This is a genomic window from Photobacterium lutimaris, assembly GCF_003025555.1.
Lineage (GTDB): Bacteria > Pseudomonadota > Gammaproteobacteria > Enterobacterales > Vibrionaceae > Photobacterium > Photobacterium lutimaris.
Map to the genome: position 1 here is coordinate 28252 of NZ_PYMH01000014.1, position 22887 is coordinate 51138.

At 53.8% G+C, this 22887-nt stretch carries 20 protein-coding genes; 6 read left to right on the forward strand and 14 right to left on the reverse strand.

Going from position 1 to position 22887, the window contains the following annotated elements:
- The first annotated feature begins 90 nt into the window (after positions 1 to 90).
- Positions 91 to 363, forward strand: a complete 273-nt coding sequence (hupA, locus tag C9I99_RS21970) for a nucleoid-associated protein HU-alpha (protein WP_039458747.1) — start codon at positions 91 to 93, stop codon at positions 361 to 363.
- A gap of 39 nt (positions 364 to 402) precedes the next feature.
- Positions 403 to 1104 carry a DUF1481 domain-containing protein gene (locus C9I99_RS21975; protein WP_107350979.1) on the forward strand — a complete coding sequence of 234 codons (702 nt, stop codon included), beginning with the start codon at positions 403 to 405 and terminating at the stop codon, positions 1102 to 1104.
- Positions 1105 to 1212: 108 nt separating this feature from the next.
- On the opposite strand, the gene purD is transcribed toward C9I99_RS21975, so the two are convergent.
- Together purD and purH are read right to left on the reverse strand one after the other, a co-directional pair.
- Positions 1213 to 2505 carry a phosphoribosylamine--glycine ligase gene (purD, locus tag C9I99_RS21980; protein WP_107350980.1) on the reverse strand — a complete coding sequence of 431 codons (1293 nt, stop codon included), beginning with the start codon at positions 2503 to 2505 and terminating at the stop codon, positions 1213 to 1215.
- Between the two features lie 231 nt (positions 2506 to 2736).
- Positions 2737 to 4329 carry a bifunctional phosphoribosylaminoimidazolecarboxamide formyltransferase/IMP cyclohydrolase gene (gene purH / locus C9I99_RS21985; RefSeq protein WP_107350981.1) on the reverse strand — a complete coding sequence of 531 codons (1593 nt, stop codon included), beginning with the start codon at positions 4327 to 4329 and terminating at the stop codon, positions 2737 to 2739.
- Between the two features lie 203 nt (positions 4330 to 4532).
- Between purH and zntR the strand changes: the two genes are divergently transcribed.
- Both zntR and ppnP read left to right on the forward strand, forming a co-directional pair.
- Positions 4533 to 4955, forward strand: coding sequence for a Zn(2+)-responsive transcriptional regulator (zntR, locus tag C9I99_RS21990; protein ID WP_107350982.1), 423 nt, complete (start codon positions 4533 to 4535; stop codon positions 4953 to 4955).
- Positions 4956 to 5084: 129 nt separating this feature from the next.
- On the forward strand, positions 5085 to 5366 hold the full coding sequence (ppnP, locus tag C9I99_RS21995; RefSeq protein ID WP_107350983.1) for a pyrimidine/purine nucleoside phosphorylase: 282 nt from the start codon (positions 5085 to 5087) through the stop codon (positions 5364 to 5366).
- Positions 5367 to 5429: 63 nt separating this feature from the next.
- Here the strand turns inward: ppnP and C9I99_RS22000 are convergent, their stop codons facing one another.
- From C9I99_RS22000 to C9I99_RS22055, 12 genes are all read right to left on the reverse strand, one after another.
- Positions 5430 to 5951: a fasciclin domain-containing protein gene (locus C9I99_RS22000; protein WP_208113453.1), complete on the reverse strand. Its 522-nt coding sequence runs from the start codon at positions 5949 to 5951 to the stop codon at positions 5430 to 5432.
- A 206-nt stretch (positions 5952 to 6157) separates the two neighbouring features.
- Positions 6158 to 6454, reverse strand: coding sequence for a DNA-binding transcriptional regulator Fis (gene fis / locus C9I99_RS22005; protein WP_005372656.1), 297 nt, complete (start codon positions 6452 to 6454; stop codon positions 6158 to 6160).
- Between the two features lie 22 nt (positions 6455 to 6476).
- On the reverse strand, positions 6477 to 7442 hold the full coding sequence (gene dusB / locus C9I99_RS22010) for a tRNA dihydrouridine synthase DusB (protein WP_166645506.1): 966 nt from the start codon (positions 7440 to 7442) through the stop codon (positions 6477 to 6479).
- A 149-nt stretch (positions 7443 to 7591) separates the two neighbouring features.
- On the reverse strand, positions 7592 to 8476 hold the full coding sequence (prmA, locus tag C9I99_RS22015) for a 50S ribosomal protein L11 methyltransferase (RefSeq protein WP_107350985.1): 885 nt from the start codon (positions 8474 to 8476) through the stop codon (positions 7592 to 7594).
- A gap of 105 nt (positions 8477 to 8581) precedes the next feature.
- Positions 8582 to 10039: a sodium/pantothenate symporter gene (gene panF / locus C9I99_RS22020; RefSeq protein WP_107350986.1), complete on the reverse strand. Its 1458-nt coding sequence runs from the start codon at positions 10037 to 10039 to the stop codon at positions 8582 to 8584.
- Positions 10032 to 10313 carry a YhdT family protein gene (locus tag C9I99_RS22025; protein WP_107350987.1) on the reverse strand — a complete coding sequence of 94 codons (282 nt, stop codon included), beginning with the start codon at positions 10311 to 10313 and terminating at the stop codon, positions 10032 to 10034. The genes panF and C9I99_RS22025 overlap by 8 nt, the downstream gene beginning before the upstream one ends.
- A gap of 186 nt (positions 10314 to 10499) precedes the next feature.
- Complete coding sequence (gene accC, locus C9I99_RS22030; protein WP_107350988.1) at positions 10500 to 11843, reverse strand: acetyl-CoA carboxylase biotin carboxylase subunit; 1344 nt, start codon at positions 11841 to 11843, stop codon at positions 10500 to 10502.
- A 12-nt stretch (positions 11844 to 11855) separates the two neighbouring features.
- Positions 11856 to 12299 (reverse strand): acetyl-CoA carboxylase biotin carboxyl carrier protein, encoded by a 444-nt coding sequence (accB, locus tag C9I99_RS22035; protein WP_107350989.1) that lies wholly within the window; start codon positions 12297 to 12299, stop codon positions 11856 to 11858.
- A gap of 19 nt (positions 12300 to 12318) precedes the next feature.
- Positions 12319 to 12774 (reverse strand): type II 3-dehydroquinate dehydratase, encoded by a 456-nt coding sequence (aroQ, locus tag C9I99_RS22040; RefSeq protein ID WP_107350990.1) that lies wholly within the window; start codon positions 12772 to 12774, stop codon positions 12319 to 12321.
- A 348-nt stretch (positions 12775 to 13122) separates the two neighbouring features.
- Complete coding sequence (gene acs / locus C9I99_RS22045; RefSeq protein WP_107350991.1) at positions 13123 to 15072, reverse strand: acetate--CoA ligase; 1950 nt, start codon at positions 15070 to 15072, stop codon at positions 13123 to 13125.
- 263 nt (positions 15073 to 15335) lie between these two features.
- Positions 15336 to 15959, reverse strand: a complete 624-nt coding sequence (locus C9I99_RS22050) for a 3'-5' exonuclease (protein WP_107351079.1) — start codon at positions 15957 to 15959, stop codon at positions 15336 to 15338.
- Between the two features lie 24 nt (positions 15960 to 15983).
- Positions 15984 to 17786, reverse strand: coding sequence for a putative nucleotidyltransferase substrate binding domain-containing protein (locus C9I99_RS22055; RefSeq protein ID WP_107350992.1), 1803 nt, complete (start codon positions 17784 to 17786; stop codon positions 15984 to 15986).
- Between the two features lie 231 nt (positions 17787 to 18017).
- On the opposite strand from C9I99_RS22055, the gene C9I99_RS22060 reads away from it, so the two are divergent.
- Together C9I99_RS22060 and C9I99_RS22065 are read left to right on the forward strand one after the other, a co-directional pair.
- Positions 18018 to 19202: a 3-phenylpropionate MFS transporter gene (locus C9I99_RS22060; RefSeq protein WP_107350993.1), complete on the forward strand. Its 1185-nt coding sequence runs from the start codon at positions 18018 to 18020 to the stop codon at positions 19200 to 19202.
- A gap of 160 nt (positions 19203 to 19362) precedes the next feature.
- Positions 19363 to 22830, forward strand: coding sequence for a PAS domain-containing hybrid sensor histidine kinase/response regulator (locus C9I99_RS22065; RefSeq protein WP_107350994.1), 3468 nt, complete (start codon positions 19363 to 19365; stop codon positions 22828 to 22830).
- Positions 22831 to 22887: the final 57 nt, after the last annotated feature.

Here is a 22887-nt window from a genome sequence, read left to right on the forward strand (position 1 = left end):
CCACATGAAGGCTGACAAACCTTTGCCACACGGGCTTCTTTTGAATTAGAGTTGATGCGTCTTAAGAAAAAACCTTAGAAGGGAAACCTAATGAACAAGACCCAACTGATTGACCTGATCGCTGAAAAAGCAGATCTTTCTAAAGCTCAAGCTAAAGTTGCTCTAGAATCAACGCTAGACGGCATTACTGACGCGCTTAAAGAAGGTGACCAGGTTCAACTAATCGGCTTTGGTACTTTCAAAGTGAACCACCGTGCCGCGCGTACTGGCCGTAACCCACAAACGGGTCAGGAAATCCAGATCGCTGCAGCAAACGTACCTGCTTTCGTTGCAGGTAAAGCACTGAAAGACTCAGTGAAATAATCTATACTCCGCCAGGTATCTATCTGGCGGAGTTTTTCCATGAAGCGACTACTGACTTTTCTTACCCTCTCGCTATTAGCGGGATGCGCCTCCAATCCAACAGTCCCTGAAAACAATATTACGCCGGTATTGACCCATGCTGGAGGCCAGAGCCTCGGTGATAGCACGTCAATTTATTGGTTTACCTCGCAGCAAAATCGCCCTGTCAGCCTGGCTGATCGCGTGATGGCCGGTGACGATGGTGATTTCCGGACCGATTACCGCTGGCGAGATGGCAAACTTCGCGAAATCAAACGTGAAGGGACCCAGTTCGACGAGCAGCAAATCAAGCCTTTTTCCCTGCATGTCCGCTACGATACCTTGGGCAACGCTGTTTTCCAGCGCTACACCCTGGGGGATGAACTGATCCCGCTGAGCGAAGCGCAATTGCAGCAATTGGTCCAGGAAGCTAAACATGGCACCGATGTGGTCAAGCAACAGCGCAAGGATGATCAGTCCTTGGTGCAAGGTTTCTGGCGGCAGGGGCAGTTCTACCGCTGTGTAGATGAGCGCCAGCTGAAGGTGAACTTCTCCCCCGAGCTGCCCGACTATGTCCAGCAGCAGCTTCTTGAGCGCCAGCAAGCCGGATATATGGCGGTTATTGGTCAAGTTCGCCGTGGTACCCTGACCGCCAATACGTTGCTGATGCTCACTGAAAACCAGTCAGCCTGCCTGACTGCGCCGGTGCTGTTGACTAACTAGTACCGTCAGCTAGGCGGTATAGCCCTGGCATGGTGTATAGGCTGAAATAAAAAACGCGCCCAAGGGCGCGTTTTTTTGATGGTGTGCCGGCTGGCAGCATCGCTGCGATTAGGCGTCTTGCTGCTCACGCTCAACGGCGCGATAACCGATATCGTTGCGGTGGAACATACCATTCCAGCTCACTTGCTTGGTGAGCTCATAAGCCCGTTGCTGGGCTTCTGATACGCTCTGACCAAGGGCTGTGGCGCAAAGTACGCGGCCGCCATTGGTAACGACTTCGCCTTCAGCGTTGTTTGCTGTACCGGCATGGAAGATCTTCTGACCTTCAATTTCGCCCGCAGGCAGGCTGATCACATCGCCCTTGCCATAGCTTGCAGGGTAGCCGCCAGCAGCCAGTACCACACCGATAGAGGCGCGTGGGTCCCATTTTGATTCCGCTTGATCAAGCTTTTCGTCAATGGCCATCAGGCAAAGCTCGACCAGGTCAGACTCCATACGCATCATGATTGGCTGGGTTTCAGGGTCACCAAAGCGGCAGTTATACTCGATAACCTTCGGTGTGCCGTCGGCATCAATCATTAGGCCAGCATACAGGAAGCCAGTGTAAGGGTGCCCTTCTGCCGCCATGCCGCGTACGGTTGGATAGATGACTTCATCCATGATGCGGTTGTGGATTTCCGGGGTTACCACAGGAGCTGGCGAGTAAGCGCCCATCCCACCGGTATTCGGGCCGGTGTCCTTGTCGCCAACACGCTTGTGATCTTGGCTGGTGGCCATTGGCAAGACATTCTCGCCGTCTACCATTACGATAAAGCTGGCTTCTTCGCCTTCTAGAAACTCTTCGATAACCACACGGCTACCGGCTTCACCGAAGGCATTACCAGCCAGCATGTCCTTGATGGCATTTTCGGCTTCTTCAAGGGTCATTGCTACGATAACCCCTTTACCTGCCGCCAAACCGTCAGCCTTAACCACGATAGGTGCACCTTGTTCGCGCACATAAGCCAATGCCGGCTCTATCTCGGTGAAGTTGGCGTAAGACCCCGTTGGGATCTGATGGCGGGCCAGGAAGTCTTTGGTGAATGCTTTAGAGCCTTCAAGCTGGGCTGCCGCTTCAGTCGGGCCGAAAATTGGCAGGCCGGCAGCACGGAAGGCATCGACCACTCCGATAACCAAAGGCGCTTCAGGGCCAACAATGGTCAGCTCAATTTTTTTCTCTTGAGCAAAAGCGACTAGGCCGGCGATGTCTTCAACGCCGATGTTAATGTTTTCCAGCTTAGGCTCAAGTGCGGTACCCGCATTGCCCGGGGCAACGAAGACGGTGTCAACACTTGGGTTTTGTGCGGCTTTCCAGCCCAGAGCGTGTTCACGGCCGCCGGCACCAATAATCAATACATTCATCTTCAAAATCCTTATAGCGGCGTCAGTGACTTTATTCCTGTGTCAAAAGTGCTCATTTATACTTATAAACTCCGCTCTTTTTCCTTGAACTAAAGCCACTGACTTGCTCTAACGCATTTCAAATACTCTCATATCTGAAATGAAAATCCGTAAATATTGTTTACTCAAAATAGTTGGTGCTGTGGGCGAAAGCAGTTAACGACGCCACAGTGCCAAATCTGAAGAGTAAGATTAGTGGCGGAAGTGGCGCATACCGGTAAAGATCATCGCCATGCCGTGCTCGTCGGCAGCATCAATGACTTCTTGGTCGCGCATCGAACCACCTGGCTGGATAACACATTTAATGCCGGCTTCAGCGGCTGCATCGATACCGTCACGGAACGGGAAGAAGGCATCTGATGCCATGGCACAACCTTCAACCTGAAGGCCTTCGTCAGCGGCTTTAATACCGGCGATTTTCGCCGAGTAAACGCGGCTCATTTGGCCGGCACCCACACCGATAGTCATGTCACCTTTCGAGTAAACAATCGCATTTGATTTTACGTACTTAGCGACTTTCCAGCAGAACAGTGCATCTTTCAGCTCTTCTTCTGTTGGTTGACGCTTGGAAACAACTTTCAGGTCGTCTGCAGATACCATACCTTGGTCGCGGTCTTGAACCAGCAGGCCGCCGTTTACGCGTTTCACGTCAAAGCCTGTTGTCTTCGTCGTCCACTCGCCACATTCAAGCAGGCGAAGGTTTTTCTTCGCTGCGACAATTTCTACCGCTTCTGCAGAAACAGAAGGTGCAATGATAACTTCAACGAATTGACGCTCAGTAATCGCCGTAGCTGTTGCTGCATCTAGTTCACGGTTGAATGCGATGATGCCGCCAAATGCAGACGTTGGGTCTGTTTTGAAAGCGCGGTCGTAGGCTTCTAGGATATCGTCGCCCAGTGCAACACCGCATGGGTTAGCATGCTTAACGATCACACAGGCTGGCTGGTCGAACTCTTTGACACACTCAAGTGCTGCATCGGTATCGGCGATATTGTTGTAAGACAGCGCCTTGCCTTGGATTTGGCGTGCTGTTGAAACAGACGCTTCTTCCGGGTTGCTTTCAACGTAGAAGGCCGCGGCTTGGTGGCTGTTCTCACCGTAGCGCATGTCCTGCTTCTTCTCGAACTGCTGGTTGAAGGTACGCGGGAATGTAGACTCCTCGTCGCCTTCTTTGTTGTCGCCGTAAGATGGCACCATGGTACCGAAGTAGTTGGCGATCATGCCGTCGTAGGCCGCAGTGTGCTCGAAGGCCGCAATAGCCAGGTCAAAGCGGGTTGCATGGCTTAGTGAACCGTCATTAGTGGCCATTTCGGTCAGCACGCGGTCGTAGTCGTGGGCATTAACGATAATGGTCACGTCTTTGTGGTTCTTCGCCGCAGAGCGAACCATTGTCGGGCCACCGATATCGATATTCTCAACAGCATCTTCCAGTGTGCAGTCTGGGTTAGCAACCGTTGCCGCGAAAGGGTAAAGGTTTACCACCACCATATCGATAGGCGCAATGCCATGTTCGTTCATTACTGCATCGTCAGTGCCGCGACGGCCCAGTACACCACCATGGATTTTCGGGTGTAGGGTCTTAACACGACCATCCATCATTTCAGGGAAGCCTGTGTGATCGGATACTTCGGTGACCTTGATACCCTGCTCGGCAAGAAGGCGGGCTGTGCCACCTGTGGAGAGGATGTCGACGCCACGATCGGCAAGCGCCTGGGCGAACTCAACAATACCAGTTTTGTCTGACACGCTAATTAGCGCACGGCGGATAGGACGAGCGTTTTCCATTGCTACCATCTCTTTATAAACACGGAGGACTATTTGCCAAAAGCCAGCAGGCTGGATTTTGGTAAATACCCTCGGCTAGAATCGAAGATACAAACTGTGCTGTCGTTGGGGTGCTGTGATCAACGTGGCATATTTTACATTAATTCCACCACTACGCAAACGTTTGCTTTTGTTGTTTGTGGATCACTGAAGGGTAAGGCGGTATGTACTTGATTGGCCAGCTGGCTAAGCATTGTGGTGTCAGTAGCGACACGTTGCGGTTTTACGAGAAAAACGGCTTGCTGGTACCGGCTGGGCGTAGCGAGAGTGGTTATCGGCTTTATAGCGAAGGTGACCTGTCGCGGATCCATTTTATTCTCCGTGCCAAGGCCATCGGCCTCAGCCTGGATGAAATCAGGGAGCTGTTGGATATCCGGCTGGAAGCCAGCCAGCATAGCTGCGCGGAAGTGAAGGCGATCACTCTGGCCAAGCTGGATGAAGTGGATCGTAAGATGGCTGAGCTGGCGCGGATCCGCAACGCCCTGAAGAAAATCAATGATGCTTGCTGTGGCCATGTGGATGACGATGCCAGCCACTGTTCGATCCTTGAAGCGCTGGGGGATGAGGATGCCGAGGATGCGAAATAAAGCGAAGGTCGCTGTTGCAGTGGGCGTACAGCGTGAAGCCTAAATGAGGTGAGCGCGATGAATTATATTGGGCCGCAGGGAAAGTTGTGGTAGCGTCGAAGCATTGCCTTGTTATTGATAGGGAAAGTCATGTTGAAAGTAAATGAGTATTTTGACGGCCAGGTTAAGTCTCTGGGATTTGAGACCTCTGGCGAGCGTGCCAGCGTGGGAGTCATGGCTCCGGGAGAATATACCTTCGGTACGGCGGCGCCAGAAAAGATGAGCGTGGTCAAGGGCGCCCTGACCGTGAAACTGCCGGGCCATATCGAGTGGGAAACCTATTATGCCGGTGACGACTTTGAAGTTCCTGGTGACTCCTCGTTTGAGGTGAAGGTTGCTGAGCCGACCGCCTACCTGTGTGATTACCTTTAATAGAAAAGCGCTTCACCGAGAGTGAAGCGCTGCTCTTTCTGCCTGGCCCTGCTGGCCGTCAGTTTATTCCTTCTCTTCTGGGATCAGCACCGTGTCGATGATATGGATCACCCCGTTGCTGGCTGGCACATCCGCCAAAATAACGCTTGCCCCGTTGATGGTTACCTTGCCATCGTCATCGGTTTCAATGGCAACCGTGCCGCCCTGTACCGTTTCTGGCAGCTTAAGCTTGGCGACGTCCTCTGAAGATATGGCGCCCGGTAAGACGTGGTAAGTCAGTACCGCTTGTAGCTTTTCTTTGTTTTCCGGCTTGAGCAATTCGGCAAGTGTCCCTTCGGGTAGCTTGGCAAAAGCGTCATCCGTGGGTGCCAGTAAAGTGAATGGCCCTTTTCCCTCCAGCGTACCGATCAAATCAGCAGCCTTGATAGCCATCACCAGTGTTTGGAAATCATTATTGTTGGCAGCGACCTGGACGAGATTTTTTTCTGCTTCGCTTTGTTCATGGTGGCTTGCCAGGGCAAGACCCGAAAAGAACAATGCAATTACGACCAAAGAGCGATTAAGTGTACGGAGTATGTGATTCATTGCTGCAGCCTCGTTGTGGTTATATCCAAGCATCTAACGTATGAACAAGCAGTATGGTTCACCCTACATAGTGGTAGGTCTTATTTTTGAGAAGGCAAATAATGGTAAGCGTGAGTGGATGCTTTTTCCATGTGATTTGATAAAGAAAAAGCCCAAACCAGTTGCCTGGTTTGGGCTTTTAACAATCAGAGATAACTGAAAGTGGCTTAGTTCATGCCGTATTTTTTCAGTTTCTTGCGAAGAGTACCGCGGTTGATACCCATCATGGTTGCCGCGCGGGTTTGGTTACCACGGGTGTACTGCATGATGGTGTCCAGTAGTGGCTGCTCAACTTCAGCAAGCACTAGCTCGTACAGATCATCGACTTCCTGACCGTTTAGTTGAGCCAGGTAGTTTTTCAGTGACGCCTTAACAGAGTCACGAAGTGGCTTCTGTGTGATTTGGTCCTGTGAAGTAACAGTAGTTACTGTCAATGCTTCGGAAGTCAGATTTTGTTCGAACATATTCTGTAAGCTCTTCTCGTATTTATGCAACGTTGTCGAAGTAGCCTTGCAGCGCATCGAGTTGCTGTTGGGCATCCTCGAGTGCGTTGAAGGTCCGGCGGAAATCACCTGCTGGGGCATGCTCTTTCAGATACCAGCCCACGTGCTTGCGTGCGATACGCAAGCCCAGGTACTCGCCGTAAAAACGGTGAAGCTCCTGAACATGGCCTAGCATGATGCTACCAACTTCATCCAATGATGGAGCCGGCAGGTGTTCGCCAGTTGTTAAGTAATGGTGGATTTCCTGGAAAATCCACGGCCGACCCTGTGCAGGGCGGCCAATCATCAAGCCATCGGCACCGGTGTAATCCAGTACAAAGCGTGCCTTTTCCGGTGAGTCGATATCACCGTTCGCAATCACCGGAATCGAGATCGCTTCTTTCACTGTCTTGATGTATTCGTATTCTGCCTCGCCTTTGTACATACAGGTTTTAGTCCGGCCGTGTAGGGCCAGAGCCTGAATGCCACATTGTTCGGCACGTTTGGCAATATCGACACAGTTTCGGTTATCAAGATCCCAACCGGTACGCGTTTTCAGCGTAACCGGGACATCCACCGCATCGACAACTGTCCGAAGGATATCTTCGATCAGTTCGGGGTACTGCAGCAGGGCTGAGCCTGCCAGGCGCTTGTTGACCTTTTTGGCTGGACAGCCCATGTTGATATCGATGATTTGCGCACCGTTTTCAACGCTGAACTGAGCCGCCTCGGCCATCAATTTAGGATCAGCGCCGGCGATTTGCACCGAACGGATCCCTGATTCGCCTTCATGTACCATGCGGTTTTGGGACTTGGCTGTTTTCCACAGGTCTGGGTTAGACGACATCATTTCGCTCACAGCCATTCCTGCCCCGTAGCGCAGGCACAATTCGCGAAAAGGCCGATCGGTCACACCTGCCATTGGCGCGACTATCAGCTGGTTGTTTAGTTGATAAGGACCGATCTTCAAACGTCTATTCCTGACTATGCCAGTAAGGGCGCGCATTTTACGCATTTTTTCCTCTCCTGAAAAGGCCAATAATTGAGCATTTAGGTTTTGATTTCCAAAACTGTACTTTTTTCAATCAATTGACACTATATTGAAGAGGAAAAAGTCGATTACGCTTTGTGACCAGAGATGCGACACCACTCTTCTCGGGCCGCAATTGGGTCAAGTGTCAGCTCGTCACCGTAGTAGGTCGCGACGTCTTCCGCCTGGCTTTCCAGTACACCTGAAATGGCCAGCAGGCCACCTTCTTTGACCAGGCTCTTGATCACTGGCGATAGTTCGCGCAGTGGACCGGCCAAGATGTTGGCAACCACAACATCAGCCAAGAGACCTTCCGGCTGATCCTGTGGTAGGAACAACTCAAGATTGTCTGACACGCCATTGCGCTCGGCATTGTCACGGGAAGCTTGGATTGCCTGCGGGTCGATGTCGATACCGATCACCTTCGCGGCACCTAACTTCAGGGCGGCAATTGCTAAAATACCCGAGCCACAACCGAAGTCGATGATGGTTTTGCCCACCAGATCCTGACCGTCTAGCCACTCAAGGCAAAGCGAGGTGGTTGGGTGGGTACCAGTACCAAACGCCAGACCCGGATCCAGCATTACGTTGACCGCATCTGGCTCTGGTACTTCACGCCAGCTTGGGCAAATCCACAGGCGGCGGCCAAAGCGCATCGGGTGGAAGTTATCCATCCATTCACGTTCCCAGTCCTTGTCTTCTAACTGCTCGATTTTATGGGCAAAATCATCGGCAATCAGCGGGCTGTTTTTCAGCATTTCCAGGACAAATTTCATGTCCGTCTCTGCATCGTACAGGCCGATCACGTCCGTATCACCCCACAGGCGGGTTTCACCCGGCAAGGGTTCGAATACCGGCGTGTCCTGGGCATCAAGGAAGGTAACCGAGACTGCGCCCGTCTCTTCCATCAGCATATCGCCGATAGCTTCAGCATTCTCAGCCGTCGCGTTCAGTTTGATTTGAATCCAAGGCATGGTTAATTCGCTTTTTGGTTAGCTAAATTCAAGGATGCGGAGTCTAGCATGATTTTTAGGCAGTTTAAAAAAAGATAGCACCCGAAGGTGCTATCTGAAGGGGTTTTAAACCTGTTGGAGGGTCTGTTGCGGAACCGGCCGCGCAAGGCTCCCCAAGACGAAGGTAACAAGGCCAATCACTAAGGTGGGGACGATAGCATGGACACCGCCTAAATCGGGCTTGAGCAGCGACAGGGCGATATAACAGGCCAGTCCGCTGACCATCGAGACGAAGGCGCCAGTGGCCGAGGCTTTTTTCCAGTAAAGGCCAAGCACCAGTGGCCACAGGAACACGGCCTGCATGCCGCCAAAAGCCAGCAGGTTGAGCCAGATAATCATATCCGGTGGGTTGGTGGCAGCGACAAAGACCAACAGTGAAAAGATACCCGTAACCCAAAGCGACAGCTTCGGCAGGCGGCTTTCGGCCTCCGGCCCCTGGGCGGCTTTGGGGTTGATGTAGTTGAGGTACAAGTCCTTGAGCAGGGTGGCAGAGGCTTGGATCAGCTGGGAGTCGATGGTCGACATAATGGCCGCCATCGGCCCGGCAAGGAACACGCCCGCGACCACGGGAGGCAGTACGGTCATCATCAGGGTCGGCATGATCTGATCCGGGCTGGCAATATCCGGCACGATGGCACGGCCTAGCGCGCCGGCCAAGTGCATACCGAGCATCAGGAAGGCCACCATCGCGGTGCTGATCACCATACCTCGGTGCAATGAACCCGTCGATTTATAGGACATGCAGCGTACTGCGGCATGGGGTAGGCCAATGACACCGAAACACACCAGCACCCAGAAACTGAGCATGAAAGGTTGGCTGAGGAAGTTATCCGGGCCGAATGGGGTGATCAGTGCTGGGTCGATGCGGTGCAGTTCACCCATCATCTCGCCGATGCTGCCGCCGGCGTGGACGATACCGACCAGCAGGGCAATGGTACCGATGATCATCATGATCCCCTGGACCGTATCGGTCATGACCACGGCGCGGAAGCCACCGATCGTGGTGTAAAGGCCGACCGTGGTGGCAAAGAGGATCAATCCGTGCTGGTAAGACAGCCCGGTCACGGTTTGCAGCAGGCGCGCGCCGCCGACAAACTGCACCACCATAGTACCGAAAAAGGCCAGAAGCAGTGCTAATGAGGCAAAGATCACCACGCCGCGGTTTTTATAACGGGCGTAGAGAATATCGTTTAGCGTCAGGGCGTTGTGGCGACGTGCTTCGATGGCAAACTTTTTGCCCAGCACCCCAAGGGTCAGCCATGCTGCCGGTAGCTGGATCATTGCCAACAAGACCCAGCCAAGGCCCATTTTATAGGCGGCGCCCGGTCCGCCGATGAACGAACTGGCGCTGGCATAGGTGGCGGCGAGGGTCATGGCCAGCACAAAACCGCCCATGCTGCGGTTGCCGACCAGATACTCATTGAGGAAGCCGTTGCGATTGCTGCGGTGGCGGCGGGTGTAGAGCGCCAGACCGAATACGGCCATCAGGTACAGCACGAGCGGGATCAGCAATTGACTATTCATCACTGGCCTCCGGTTCGATTTCGAGCGACATGTCACGGTAGATATATTTCACCATCAGGCCACAGAGCACGGTGAACAGAATGGGGCCAATAATGCAGGCCAGTAAAAACCACAGGGGAAATCCCCAGTACAGGGTCGGCAGGGCTTCGTCTATGCCAGCCGGGGCGAAGGCATAGGCCGAGAAATACCACCAGGCGAAGTAGGCCAAGGCCAGGCCGACGGCCCATTTGGCTTCTTTGTGGGCCTGGCGATAGCGCGCAGACAGCGTTTTCATGGTGTTGTTTCCGGTTGAGGAGCGGGAAAGGAGCGGTTGACGGCAGGCGTCACGCTCATTCTTCATACAAATTTAAGGGGGGTATTGTGGCAAAAGTTAGCAGGGAGCGCTAGGAAGGGAGTGAAATTGCATAATATAGAGATAAAAAAAGCTGCCGAAGCAGCTTTTTACTTGAAGATGTCAACCTTACTGGAGACCGAGTTTCTTCTCGAGGTAGTGGATATTGGCACCACCATGCTGGAAGTTCTCGTCAGCCATGATTTCCTGCTGCAGCGGAACATTGGTTTTGATACCGTCGATGATCATCTCGCCCAGTGCATTCTTCATGCGGGCAATGGCCACGTCGCGGTTCTCACCAAAGGTGATCAGCTTACCGATCATTGAATCGTAGTAAGGTGGTACGCTGTAGCCGCTGTAGATGTGCGACTCCCAACGTACACCCATGCCACCTGGCGCATGGAAGCGGTCAATCTTGCCCGGGCAAGGAAGGAAACGGACAGGATCTTCGGCGTTGATACGGCATTCAACCGCATGACCTTTGATCTTGATGTCATCCTGGGTGAAGGACAATGGCTGACCTGCGGCAATGCGTAGCTGCTCTTTGATCAGGTCGATACCGGTTACCATCTCTGTCACTGGGTGCTCAACCTGGATGCGGGTGTTCATTTCGATGAAGTAGAACTCGCCGTTTTCGTACAGGAACTCGAATGTACCGGCACCGCGGTAGCCGATTTCGATACAGGCACGGGTACAGCGCTCACCAATGTACTTACGCATTTCCTCGGTGATACCCGGTGCTGGCGCTTCTTCCACCACTTTTTGGTGGCGGCGCTGCATTGAACAGTCACGTTCGCCCAGGTGGATAGCACCGCCCTGACCGTCGGCCAGAACCTGTACTTCGATATGGCGTGGGTTTTCCAGGAATTTCTCCATGTAAACCATATCGTTGTTGAAGGCTGCTTTCGCTTCGGCACGGGTCATCGCGATCGCTTCGATCAGATCGCCTTCGCTGCGAACCACACGCATACCGCGGCCACCGCCGCCGCCCGATGCCTTGATGATCACCGGGTAGCCGATGCGTTTGGCAAAGGCTTTGTTTTTGGTCGCGTCGTCATCGAGTGGACCGTCAGAGCCCGGAACACAAGGAACGCCGGCTTTTTTCATCGAGGTGATTGCTGATACTTTGTCGCCCATCAGGCGGATAGTCTCTGCTTTTGGACCAACGAAAATGAAGCCTGAACGTTCTACTTGCTCAGCAAAATCTGCATTTTCAGACAGGAAACCATAGCCCGGGTGAATCGCCACCGAACCGGTAATTTCTGCGGCACTGATAATGCGAGGGATGTTGAGGTAGCTTTCTGTACTCTTGGCTGGGCCAATACAGATTGCTTCGTCAGCCAGCAAGACGTGCTTGAGATCGCGGTCAGCAGTGGAGTGTACTGCAACCGTCTTGATACCGAGTTCTTTACATGCACGTAGGATGCGCAGTGCAATTTCGCCTCGGTTAGCAATAACAATTTTATCTAGCATAAAAGGCCCCGGTTACTCGATGATAACTAGCGGCTGATCGAACTCAACGGCATCGCCGTCTTCTGCCAAGATAGCAACGACAGTACCGGCCTTATCAGCTTCGATCTGGTTCATCATCTTCATTGCTTCGACGATACACAGGGTATCACCGGCATTGACAGTCTGGCCGATTTCAACAAATGGCTTCGCTTCAGGGCTAGGTGCGCGGTAGAAGCTACCTACCATTGGCGACAGAACCTGATGGCCAGCAGGAGTGGCAGGTGCCACAGGTGCTTCGGCTGCCGGAGCGACTGGTGCCGCAACCGGTGCTGCAACAGGAGCTGGAGCGGCAAGAACTTGTGCTGGAACGGTTGCACGGCTGATGCGTACTGACTCTTCACCTTCAGAGATCTCCAGCTCAGCAATACCTGACTCTTCAACTAGCTCAATCAGTTTTTTGATTTTACGAATATCCATTTATCTTTCTCTTGTTTGTTCAGTTGGCGTCTGCTTGCAGACGGCGTACCGCAGCTTGCAGGGCGAATTCATAACCATCTGGGCCCAGTCCGCAGATCACCCCGACAGCTTTGTCTGATAAGTAGGAGTGATGGCGGAATGGTTCCCGAGCATGAACATTAGACAGGTGTATTTCAATGAACGGGATGCTGACCCCCAAAAGTGCATCACGGATAGCGACACTGGTGTGGGTAAAAGCAGCAGGATTGATCAAGATGAAATCAACCGTGCCATGGGCTTGGTGGATAGCATCGATAATCTCGTATTCCGCGTTCGATTGGATATGGTCTAGCGTCACGCCTAATTCGGTCGCTTTGGCAGTTAAGTGCGTCACAATCTGGGCCAGAGACTGCTGGCCATAATGTCCCGGCTCGCGTAAACCCAGTAGGTTCAGGTTCGGGCCATTGATCAGTAAAATTCGTTGAACGGTCGACATCTTGACGTTATATCACTTGTATTTGAGGTTTTACTCTAGCAACGTGAAAAAAGCTAAAAAGTTGCTTCCCTGTGTTCCGTTGTTATCTGCCAAAACATGCTTGATGTGCAATTATAGAGAATTCGCAGCAAATCGCAGCAAAATACTGGTCTAATCACCACAGTTTCTTAGTACACATGTACGCTGATTGACGTTCGAGGGTAAGGACGGTGAATCTGGTCGTTAGCACTATGCGTGACCTGTAAGCAGGAGACAATAGCCTGTGGCGATGGAATTGTAACTTTTAGCACTGGATCAAAAAAGCCGCCACAAGCAGGACTTGGGCGGCTCTTTTACAACCTAGGGCTGTTAAAGCACTTGTTGTTTTTCTGCAATGAGCTTATCAACTACGCTTGGATCTGCCAAGGTTGAGGTATCACCCAGCGTCGCGGTATCGCCGGTGGCAATCTTACGCAGGATGCGGCGCATAATTTTGCCTGAACGGGTTTTCGGTAGCGCATCGGTCCAGTGCAAGAAGTCTGGGGTGGCAATCGGACCGATCTCCTTGCGAACCCAGTCTTTGACTTCTTTGTGTAGTTCGGCCGATGGGATCTCGCCGTCGTTGAGGGTGATATAGGCATAGATCGCCTGCCCCTTAATGTCATGCGGAACACCGACAATCGCCGCTTCGGCAATTTTATCGAAAGCGACCAGCGCCGATTCGATTTCGGCGGTCCCCATCCGGTGGCCGGAAATGTTCAGCACGTCATCGACACGACCGGTGATCCAGTAGTAGCCATCTTCGTCGCGGCGGGCACCGTCACCGGTAAAGTACATACCCTTGAAGGTGGAAAAGTAGGTTTGCTCGAAGCGCTCGTGATCGCCCCACAGGGTACGCATTTGCCCCGGCCAGGAATCGATCATCACTAAGTTGCCTTCGGTGGCGCCATCAAGGATGTTACCCATGTTATCAACCAGTGCTGGCTGGACCCCGAAGAACGGACGGGTTGCCGAGCCTGGCTTGAGAGCCGTCGCGCCCGGTAGCGGTGTGATCAAGATCCCGCCGGTTTCGGTTTGCCACCAGGTATCGACAATCGGGCAGCGGCTGTCGCCGATGGTACGGTGGTACCACTCCCAAGCCTCAGGGTTGATAGGCTCACCGACCGAACCCATGATACGCAGCGATGACCGCTGGGTACCGGCAATCGCCTCGTCGCCTTTGGCCATCAGAGCGCGAATGGCGGTAGGTGCAGTATAGAGGATATTGACGCTGTGCTTGTCGACGACTTCGCTCATGCGGCTGGTCGACGGGTAATTTGGCACGCCTTCAAACAGCAAGGTGGTCGCACCGTTGGCCAGCGGACCGTAAACCAGATAGCTGTGACCGGTGATCCAGCCCACATCCGCGGTACACCAGTAGATATCGCCTTCCTGGTAGTCGAAGACATATTTGAAGGTCATGGTGGCATACACCAAGTATCCGCCTGTGGTGTGCAGCACGCCTTTCGGCTTGCCGGTTGAGCCTGAGGTATACAGGATAAACAGCGGATCCTCGGCGTTCATTTCCTCCGGCTCGCAATGGGAAGAGGCAATGGCAGTGGCCTCATGCCACCAAACATCGCGGCTGCTATCCCACTCAACGTTGCCCCCGGTGCGCTTGAAGACAATCACTTTCTCGACGCTAGTCACGTCGTCATTGGCCAGTGCATCGTCGACATTTTTCTTCAGCGGCACGGCACGGCCGCCACGGACGCCCTCATCGGCAGTGACCACGACCTTGGCATTGGAATCGGTGATACGACCAGCCAGTGCCTCCGGAGAGAAGCCACCGAAGACAATGGTGTGAATGGCCCCGATCCGAGTACAGGCCAGCATGGCAACGGCGGCTTCTGCCACCATTGGCATGTAGAGGCAGACCACATCCCCCTTGCGCACGCCTTGGCTCTTCAGGGCGTTGGCAAACTGGCAGACTTGTTCATGCAGCTGGTGATAAGTGAGGGTCGCATCATCGGTCGGATCATCGCCCTCCCAGATAATTGCCGGCTGATCGCCGCGGGTAGCGAGGTGGCGGTCAATGCAGTTAGCAGATACGTTCAGAGTGCCATCTGCAAACCAGTTGACACTGACATGGCCAGTATCGAAAGAGGTGTTTTTGACCTGGCTGAATGGCTTGATCCAATCGACAACCTGGCCGTGCTCCCGCCAGAAGCCTTCCGGATTGATCACCGACTGCTGGTACATTTCACGGTACTGCTCATCGGTAATATGGGCGTTGGCTGCAATGTCCTGGTTTACTGGATACACATGAACCTCACTCATTCTTTTCTCCTTGTGTTCCGTTAATGTCCTTGCTGGACCGGATTATTCTGTCTGCAGATATTTCTTGCTTGCGTGGTTATTAACTTCCGATAGATCGCTGCAGGTCTCAATTAGACTTTAGGATGAGAGTGAGCAAAATACGGAGGGATGGCCGGTTTTGCAGTGCTGTTACAGTCAAAAATTTGCGCTTTATCGTTAATAAAGCGCACTAATGAAAAGCTGTAAGATATTGAATGGTATGTTTTCTTATGTCGGCTTGGCCCCTAGCGAGCAACTGGGTGGGGCAGATCGCCATGTTTTAGCCGAACATAGATCATAGCGGCGGCAATGGCATCTTGCAGGGCATCGTGGCGCGGCGGCACCGGAAGATCGAGGTGGCGGCTGATCGCCTCGAGACTGAGGTCGAAATAGGCATTGGGCAACTGGCGTTCAAGTTGCTCGTGGTAGAGGTGGCTGACCTCGACGGTTTGGTTCGGCAACGGAAAGCCGTAGTGGTGGCGAAAATAACGATCGAGGATCGTTTTGTCATAGCGGATGTGGTAGCCGACCAATGGCCGGTTACCGATAAAGGACAGCAGTTTTTCCAGCGCCTGGATTTCCTCCAACCCTTGGTTGAGATCTTGGTGGCGGATACGGTGAATAGCCACCGATCCGGCATCAAGACTGGCTGGTGCGCGCAATGTCAGGTGGATCGATTGGCTGGTCAGGATGCGGTTGTCCTGGATACGGGTAGCGGCAATGGTGACCAGTTCGGCACTGTGCGGATCCAGACTGGTGGTCTCGCAGTCGAGCGATACCAACTCCGTCCCCCGGTAGCGGGAGAACAAGTCGTGAAACTCGCTGTCCTTAAATTTATGGCGGTACCACCAGCGTTTTAGGGTATTGATCATCGGGTTGCTCCTTGGCTGGTCTTAATCGCGGATCTGGTAGTGATACCCGAGCCATTCCTTGAACTTTTTTACCACGTGCAAACTGTGGCGCAGCAGATCGCGGTCGGTGCGGGTGAGCCGTTCGACATTGAGGTGCTGCTGCAAACCACCGGCCGGGATATCCAGCTGTTGGCGCAGTCGCAGCTTAATGAACAGCTTTAGCGCTTCGCTGAGGTTGGACGCGGTATCGGTTTCCAGTACCTTGCGCTGGGCCAATTGTTCGAGGCGGGTAAAAGTGTTGTTGTCCTCGATCCCGTGCTCCAGAGCCAGTGCCCTTACGCCGTGGACGATGGGGAATATCCCTCCGCGCTTGATATCGAGTCCGTCCTTGCCGGCTTTTAATTTGCCGAACAACGAAAGCGGGACGCTAAAGCGCAGGGCTGGCCGGGTAAAGGTGGTTAATAGTAATTCCTGCTCGGTCATTTGCTGGTGGAGCTGTTGCTTGATAGGGGCGAGCAGTTCGGGGTTTCCTGCTACCGCATGGCTGTCGGCGAGGATCGCCAAATCCATCATTTCATGTTCGGTACCCTTTATAGCAAAACCTTTCAGGGTCTGTAACCACTCACTTTGGTGTTTGACCCACTTGGGGTTGTTCACCATGACTTTACCCGGGCACAGTGGATAACCCAGCTGATGCAGGGTGTGTGTCAGGGCTTTCATGGTATCGCTCAGTCCCGGCCAGTCGACACCGTCTTCAATGATCAGGGCGTTGTCCTGATCGGTCTTGAGAATTTGTTCGCCGCGCCCCTCCGATCCCATCACCACGAAGCAGCAGTGGTTTTGCATCGCTTGGGGGACAATCAGCCGGAAGGCTTTCTCGATAATTTGCTCATTGACCGCCGCGATCAGCTCCATCACAAAGCGGGTGTGAATCCCGTTGTTGAATAGCGTTGCCACTAGCCGTGACTGGCTGCTGGCGGCCAGCGATAGTTCCTCGACTGTGGTGGCACGGGCGATACGCAGGGTCAGTACATGGGAATGGGTCGAGAATAGGCTGAGCACCTGGGTCAGATCCAGCATCCCAACCAGTTGTGTACCGTCGGTGACCGATACTCGTTTGACCTTGTGGCGGGTCATCGACAGCATGGCATTGAACAGGTAGTCCCCCTTGTTGATGCTGATCACTGGGCTTGTGGCGACCTCGCCGACTGACGTTGAAGCAGGCAGGTTATCAAGCATCACCGCATGGAGTAGGTTGGTGCGGGTAATAATGCCATACGGCTGGTTGTCTCCGGCCTCGACTAAGGCGGCATCCATGCCTTGCTGCTGCAATTTCACGGTGGCGGCGTGCAGATCACAGCTGCGGGGCAGGATCAGGCAAGGCTGGATATTGCTGCTGTCGACCCGGGTGAGGATGAATTCGGCGAGGTTCTGCTGTTGCTGGGCCTCTTCCAGCAATTGCTGGCGACGGGCCAAGCTGGAGTCAAAGTAGGCCGCAAACTGGCTGTTGCCATGGTAGAGATCAAGAAACAGCGGCTTGGGTACCAGATAACACAAGGTGTCCTCAAGTGCGGTGTAACGGTGGCGGCTGGAGGACTCAAGCTGCGATCGAACATCGAACAGATCGTCACTGGTGTAATGAGCATAGATCTCACTGCCGTCGGCGGCACTCTCCTCGACACTGCCTTTGATGATAATGTGCAGTTGCTCGCTGGGTTTTCCTGCTTCGATCAGGGTATCCCCGTGGCGGTAATAGGCGACATCCAGGGAGTCGACCAAACGCCGCTGCTGCTCGCCGCTCAGGCGATCAAAAGGGGGGAGGGAGGTATCAAAGCTGTCGGACATGGCGGCTCTCCGGATCGATAGGCACTGTATGCAGTGTCTGCCTGATGGCGCAAAAGCTCCAGACGACTTTAGTCTACTATTGCCAATCCGTGGCTCTGCTTTAGGGGGGGAGGGAGTACAAGTCGCACGGAAAGAGAAATGGGGAAGGAAAAAGGGCGGATAATTTCATTGGGGCTATGTTCTATTGGGGGCATAATAGCGCCTGATTTTTTCAGTACGATAGGACAAGGCATGTTTCGTAGTAGCCCTTACGGTTGGACCTCGCAGTACCTGCTGGGGTTTTTCTTTAATTATGGTGTTTATCTTCCGTTCTGGGCGTTGTGGTTAGCGCATCTGGGTGTCAGTGCTTCCAATATCGGGTTGTTGCTGGGGTTGGGCTTTGGTGTCCGCTGTCTGGCCAACTTGGTGATCACCCCCCGTATTCACAAAGTTGAACATCTGATCCCAGCCCTGCGCGGTTTCGCTTTGGCGGCGTTGATCAGTTGTATCGCCTATATCTACTGCGGTGGAAGTTTGTGGGCACTAACTATCATGACGGTTATTTACAACATGATGGTTGGGCCGATTGTGCCGCTATCCGATGCGTTGGCGAACCACTATGCCAAGGAAGGGCACCTTGACTATGGGCGAACCCGCCTGTGGGGCTCGATTGCTTTTATTGCCGGTTCTACCGTAGTGGGTCTGTTGGCGGCCAAATATAGCCCAGATGTGATCCCCTGGGTGGCGGCGGCAGGTTTGGTGGGGGCGCTGTTGTTGGCGATGCGCCAGCCAACAATTTTGCCGGTATCCGAGCCGGGCAGTCATGAACAGCCGCGTCCGGCCTTGTTGGAACTATTGCGTGCTCCTGAAGTACTCCGCTTTTTGACCATTATCGCCTTGCTGCAAGGCAGCCATGCGGCCTACTACAGCTTCAGTGCGATTTACTGGAAAGAGGTTGGTTACAGCGAGGATGTGATCGGTTATCTGTGGAGTTTCTCGGTGGTGGCGGAAGTTGCAGTGTTTGCCTTGAGTAAGCGGCTGTTTGCTGGCTGGTCGATCATGGCGATGTTCCGTCTGGCTGCGGTCGGTGTCATGATCCGCTGGGGGATCACCGCCAGCATGACCGAGCTACCTTTGCTGGTCGCTTCCCAAGCCTTGCATGGTGTGACGTTCGCGGCCTGCCACTTAGCGACCATCCGTTACATCCAAAAGGCCCAGAGCAACCAGATGGTAGCCTTGCAGGCACTTTATAATGCGCTGCCGATGGGGGCTTTCATGGCGCTGATGACCGCCTTGAGCGGTTGGTTATATGGCCTGTGGGGCGCCAATATATTCTGGTTGATGGCGGCGATGGGGATCCCGGCGCTGCTGATGAAGGTTGAGCCAAAGGCCCCCCGCCAGTTTGCTCAACAGGATGAGGCAGCCGCGAACAAATAATATGGCTACAGTCTTGGTTGTAGCACGCTGCAGCCAAGAACTGTGATCCTGCTGATTGGTGAGTGCCAGTGGTTTGGTTACACTGGTGCTCATAATATACCCAAGTGACTTCAAGCACCTTGAAGTCACTTGGGTATATTTAATCACTTGGGGATGATGCATGGCACAGGGATGGATTGTAGTGCCGGTCACATTGGCCTACCTAGGGCTGTTGTTCTGGATAGCCTGGTACGGAGACCGAAAAAAACAGTGGATGGCACGCTGGCGGCCATGGATATATTGCCTGTCGATTGCCGTGTACTGCACCTCTTGGACCTTCTACGGTACAGTGGGTCAAGCCAGTCAAAATATCTGGTCCTTTCTACCTATCTATATCGCCCCGATCTTGGTGTTTACGTTTTGCTGGCGGGTGTTGGCCAGACTGATTTTGATCGCCAAGCGCGAACACATCACTTCCATTGCCGACTTTATTGCTGCCCGCTATGGCAAATCACAGGGACTGGCGGTACTGGTTACCTTGATTGCCGTGGTCGGGATCCTACCGTATATCGCCCTTCAGCTTCGTGGGATCACTATGGGGTTGGGGCTGGTTGCACCGGGGCTGGGTCAAGATATGGCGGGGATCGGCGGGGAGAGCACCACCGACACCGCTTGGGTGGTGACGCTGGCGCTGGCGATATTTACCGTGTTATTCGGTACCCGCCATATTGACAGTACTGAGCATCACCGCGGAATGATGATGGCGGTGGCATTTGAGTCAATCATCAAGCTGGTGGCGTTTTTGGTGGTTGGCATATTCGCGGTGGTATTGTTGTTCGATACGCCTGACTTGCAAGCAGCCAGTCGCGAATTGCTCCAGCCCTCCGCCCCTCATATTGGCAGCCTGTTAATCCATACTTTGTTTACCATGGCGGCGATCATCTGCCTGCCGCGCCAGTTCCATACCACAGTGGTTGAGAATGAACGGGCGCAAGATCTGCACCGGGCCCGTTGGGTATTCCCGGCTTACCTGCTGTTGATGGGGATTTTTGTCATTCCGCTGGCGCTGGCCGGCCAAGCGTGGCTCCCCCATATTGCGGCTGATACCTATGTGATTAATTTGCCCTTGATGCATGGTGCGGAAGGTATAGCTTTGCTGGCTTTCCTTGGTGGCACCTCCGCTGCCAGCGGGATGGTGATTGTGTCAACCATTGCGCTCGCCATCATGGTATCCAATGATCTGGTGCTGCCGATGCTACTGCGGCGTGTACGCATTTCCGGCCGCAATTACCATGCCTTTTCGGGGCTGTTGCTCAATATCCGCCGTGGTTTGATTCTGCTTCTGTTGCTGGCGTCGTGGGGCTTTTATCAACTCCTCGGTGAGATACCATCGCTTTCAGCGATCGGTTTATTGTCGTTTGCCGCCATTGCCCAATTTGCCCCTGCCTTGCTGGGGGGGATCTATTGGCGGGAGGGCAACCGCAATGGCGTTTATGCCGGTCTGCTGGGAGGGGTCGCGGTGTGGGGCATCACCATGATGGGCCAGACCAATATGCTGGCCGGTACGGCACAGACCAACGTGTTGCTGTGGTTGCTTTCCCCGCCAAATTGGCCATTGCTCGGCAAACTATCCAGTGTCGATTGGGGGATGTTACTGAGCTTATTGGTCAACATTGGCCTTTATGTCAGTGTGTCCTTACTGACGCGTTCTACCCTGACAGAGCGGCTGCAGGCTGCGTCATTTGTCGGTGCCCCGCTACCTGAAAGTGGTGATAGCAGTTTGTATCAGACCCGGGTAACCGTGGCTGAGCTGGAAATGCTGGCGGCGCGGTTTGTTGGTCGCAAGCGGATCCGTTATGCCTTCCGCCAGTTTGGTGAGCAGCGGCATGAAGCCCTGTTGCCGCAGCAGCAGGCTCCCTCGACATTGATCCGCCATACCGAGCGGGTGTTGGCCGGGGTCTTCGGCGCGTCTTCAGCTCGCTTAGTGCTGACGTCGGCCTTGCAGGGACGCAAGATGCAACTCGAAGAAGTGGCGACGATTGTCGATGAGGCGTCGGAGCTGTTTGATTTCAGCCGAGGCTTGCTGCAGGGGGCGATTGAACATATCAGTCAGGGGATTGCAGTGGTCGACAAACAGCTGCGGCTGGTAGCCTGGAATCAGCGCTACACCGAACTCTTTACCTTCCCGCCCGGATTGATCCAGGTGGGCAGGCCGATTGCCGATGTGATCCGCCATAATGCCGAGCTGGGATTATGCGGTCCGGGCGATCCGGAGAGTCATGTTGCCAAGCGGGTCGAGCACCTCCAGCGAGGCACGGCACACACCTCGTCGCGGATCCGTCCTGATGGTTTGGTCATTGAAGTGCAGGGCAATCCGATGCCCGGTGGCGGGTTTGTGATGAGCTTTACCGATATCACTGAGTTCCGCGATGCCGAACAGGCACTGAAAGAAGCAAATGAAACCTTGGAAGAGCGGGTGCGACAGCGAACTAGTGAACTGGAACGCCTCAACCGCCAGCTGGTCAGTGCCACCCAGCAAGCTGAATTGCAGGCTCATTCCAAAGGCCGGTTCTTGGCGGCGGTCAGCCATGACTTGATGCAGCCGCTCAATGCCGCGCGGTTGTTCTCATCCTCATTGGTGGAAGTAGCCAAGGATGCCGAAGCGGCCAAGCTGGCCCGCCATATCGAAAGTGCGTTGGGTGCCGCGGAAGATTTGATCGGTGATTTGCTGGATGTGTCGCGGCTTGAGTCGGGCAAACTGCAGATCAATGTCCATGCGTTCCGGATCAGCGAGGTGCTAGATACCCTCGCTGCCGAATTCGGTGCCTTGGCCCGGCAGCAGGGGATAACCTTTGAAGTGGTTTCTTGCCATGCAGTGATAACGTCTGATCCCAAATTGTTACGCCGGGCGCTGCAAAATTTCCTGACCAATGCCTTTCGCTACAACCCGCAGGGTAAGGTGGTACTGGGCGTGCGTCGCCGTGGTAGCCAACTTCAGATTGAGGTGTGGGATAACGGCCCTGGGATCCCCGAGGAAAAGCAGGCCCATATTTTCGATGAGTTCACCCGCATTGAACGCAGCGGAGTCGATCATGGTCTCGGTTTGGGACTGGCGATTGCCCGCGGGATCAGCCGGGTACTGGATCACTCCCTGTCATTGCGATCCTGGCTGGGCAAAGGCACGGTATTCTCCCTGGGGGTGCGGCGGGGCATTTTGGTGGAGTCGGTTGATAAACCGGTATCTGCTGACAAGCCGCCAGCCCCACTGGCTGATCTGAAAGTGCTGTGTGTCGATAATGAGCCCGATATCTTGTTGGGCATGGAGACCTTGCTGACTCGCTGGGGGTGTGAAATTCGCTTGGCTGAAACGGTTACTGCGGCGATTAAGCAGCTCGACGATGGCTGGCAGCCTGATTTTATCTTGAGTGATTATCACCTGGCCAATGGGGAAACTGGGCTGCAGGTATTGCAGCTATGTACCCTGAAGCTCGGTCAGTGTTTCCGCGGTGCGGTGATCAGTGCCGATAGAACGGAGGAGACCAAGAAGATGATTGAAGGCCATGGCTTTAGCTTTATCAGCAAGCCGGTCAAGCCACTTAAGCTCAGGGCGTTACTCAACCAGCACCAAAAGGTGAGCGTGAGCAGTTAAACAAAAGAGACAGTAAAGGGCTGCTAAGCCTAAAAAGAAACGGAGCCTATCAAGGCT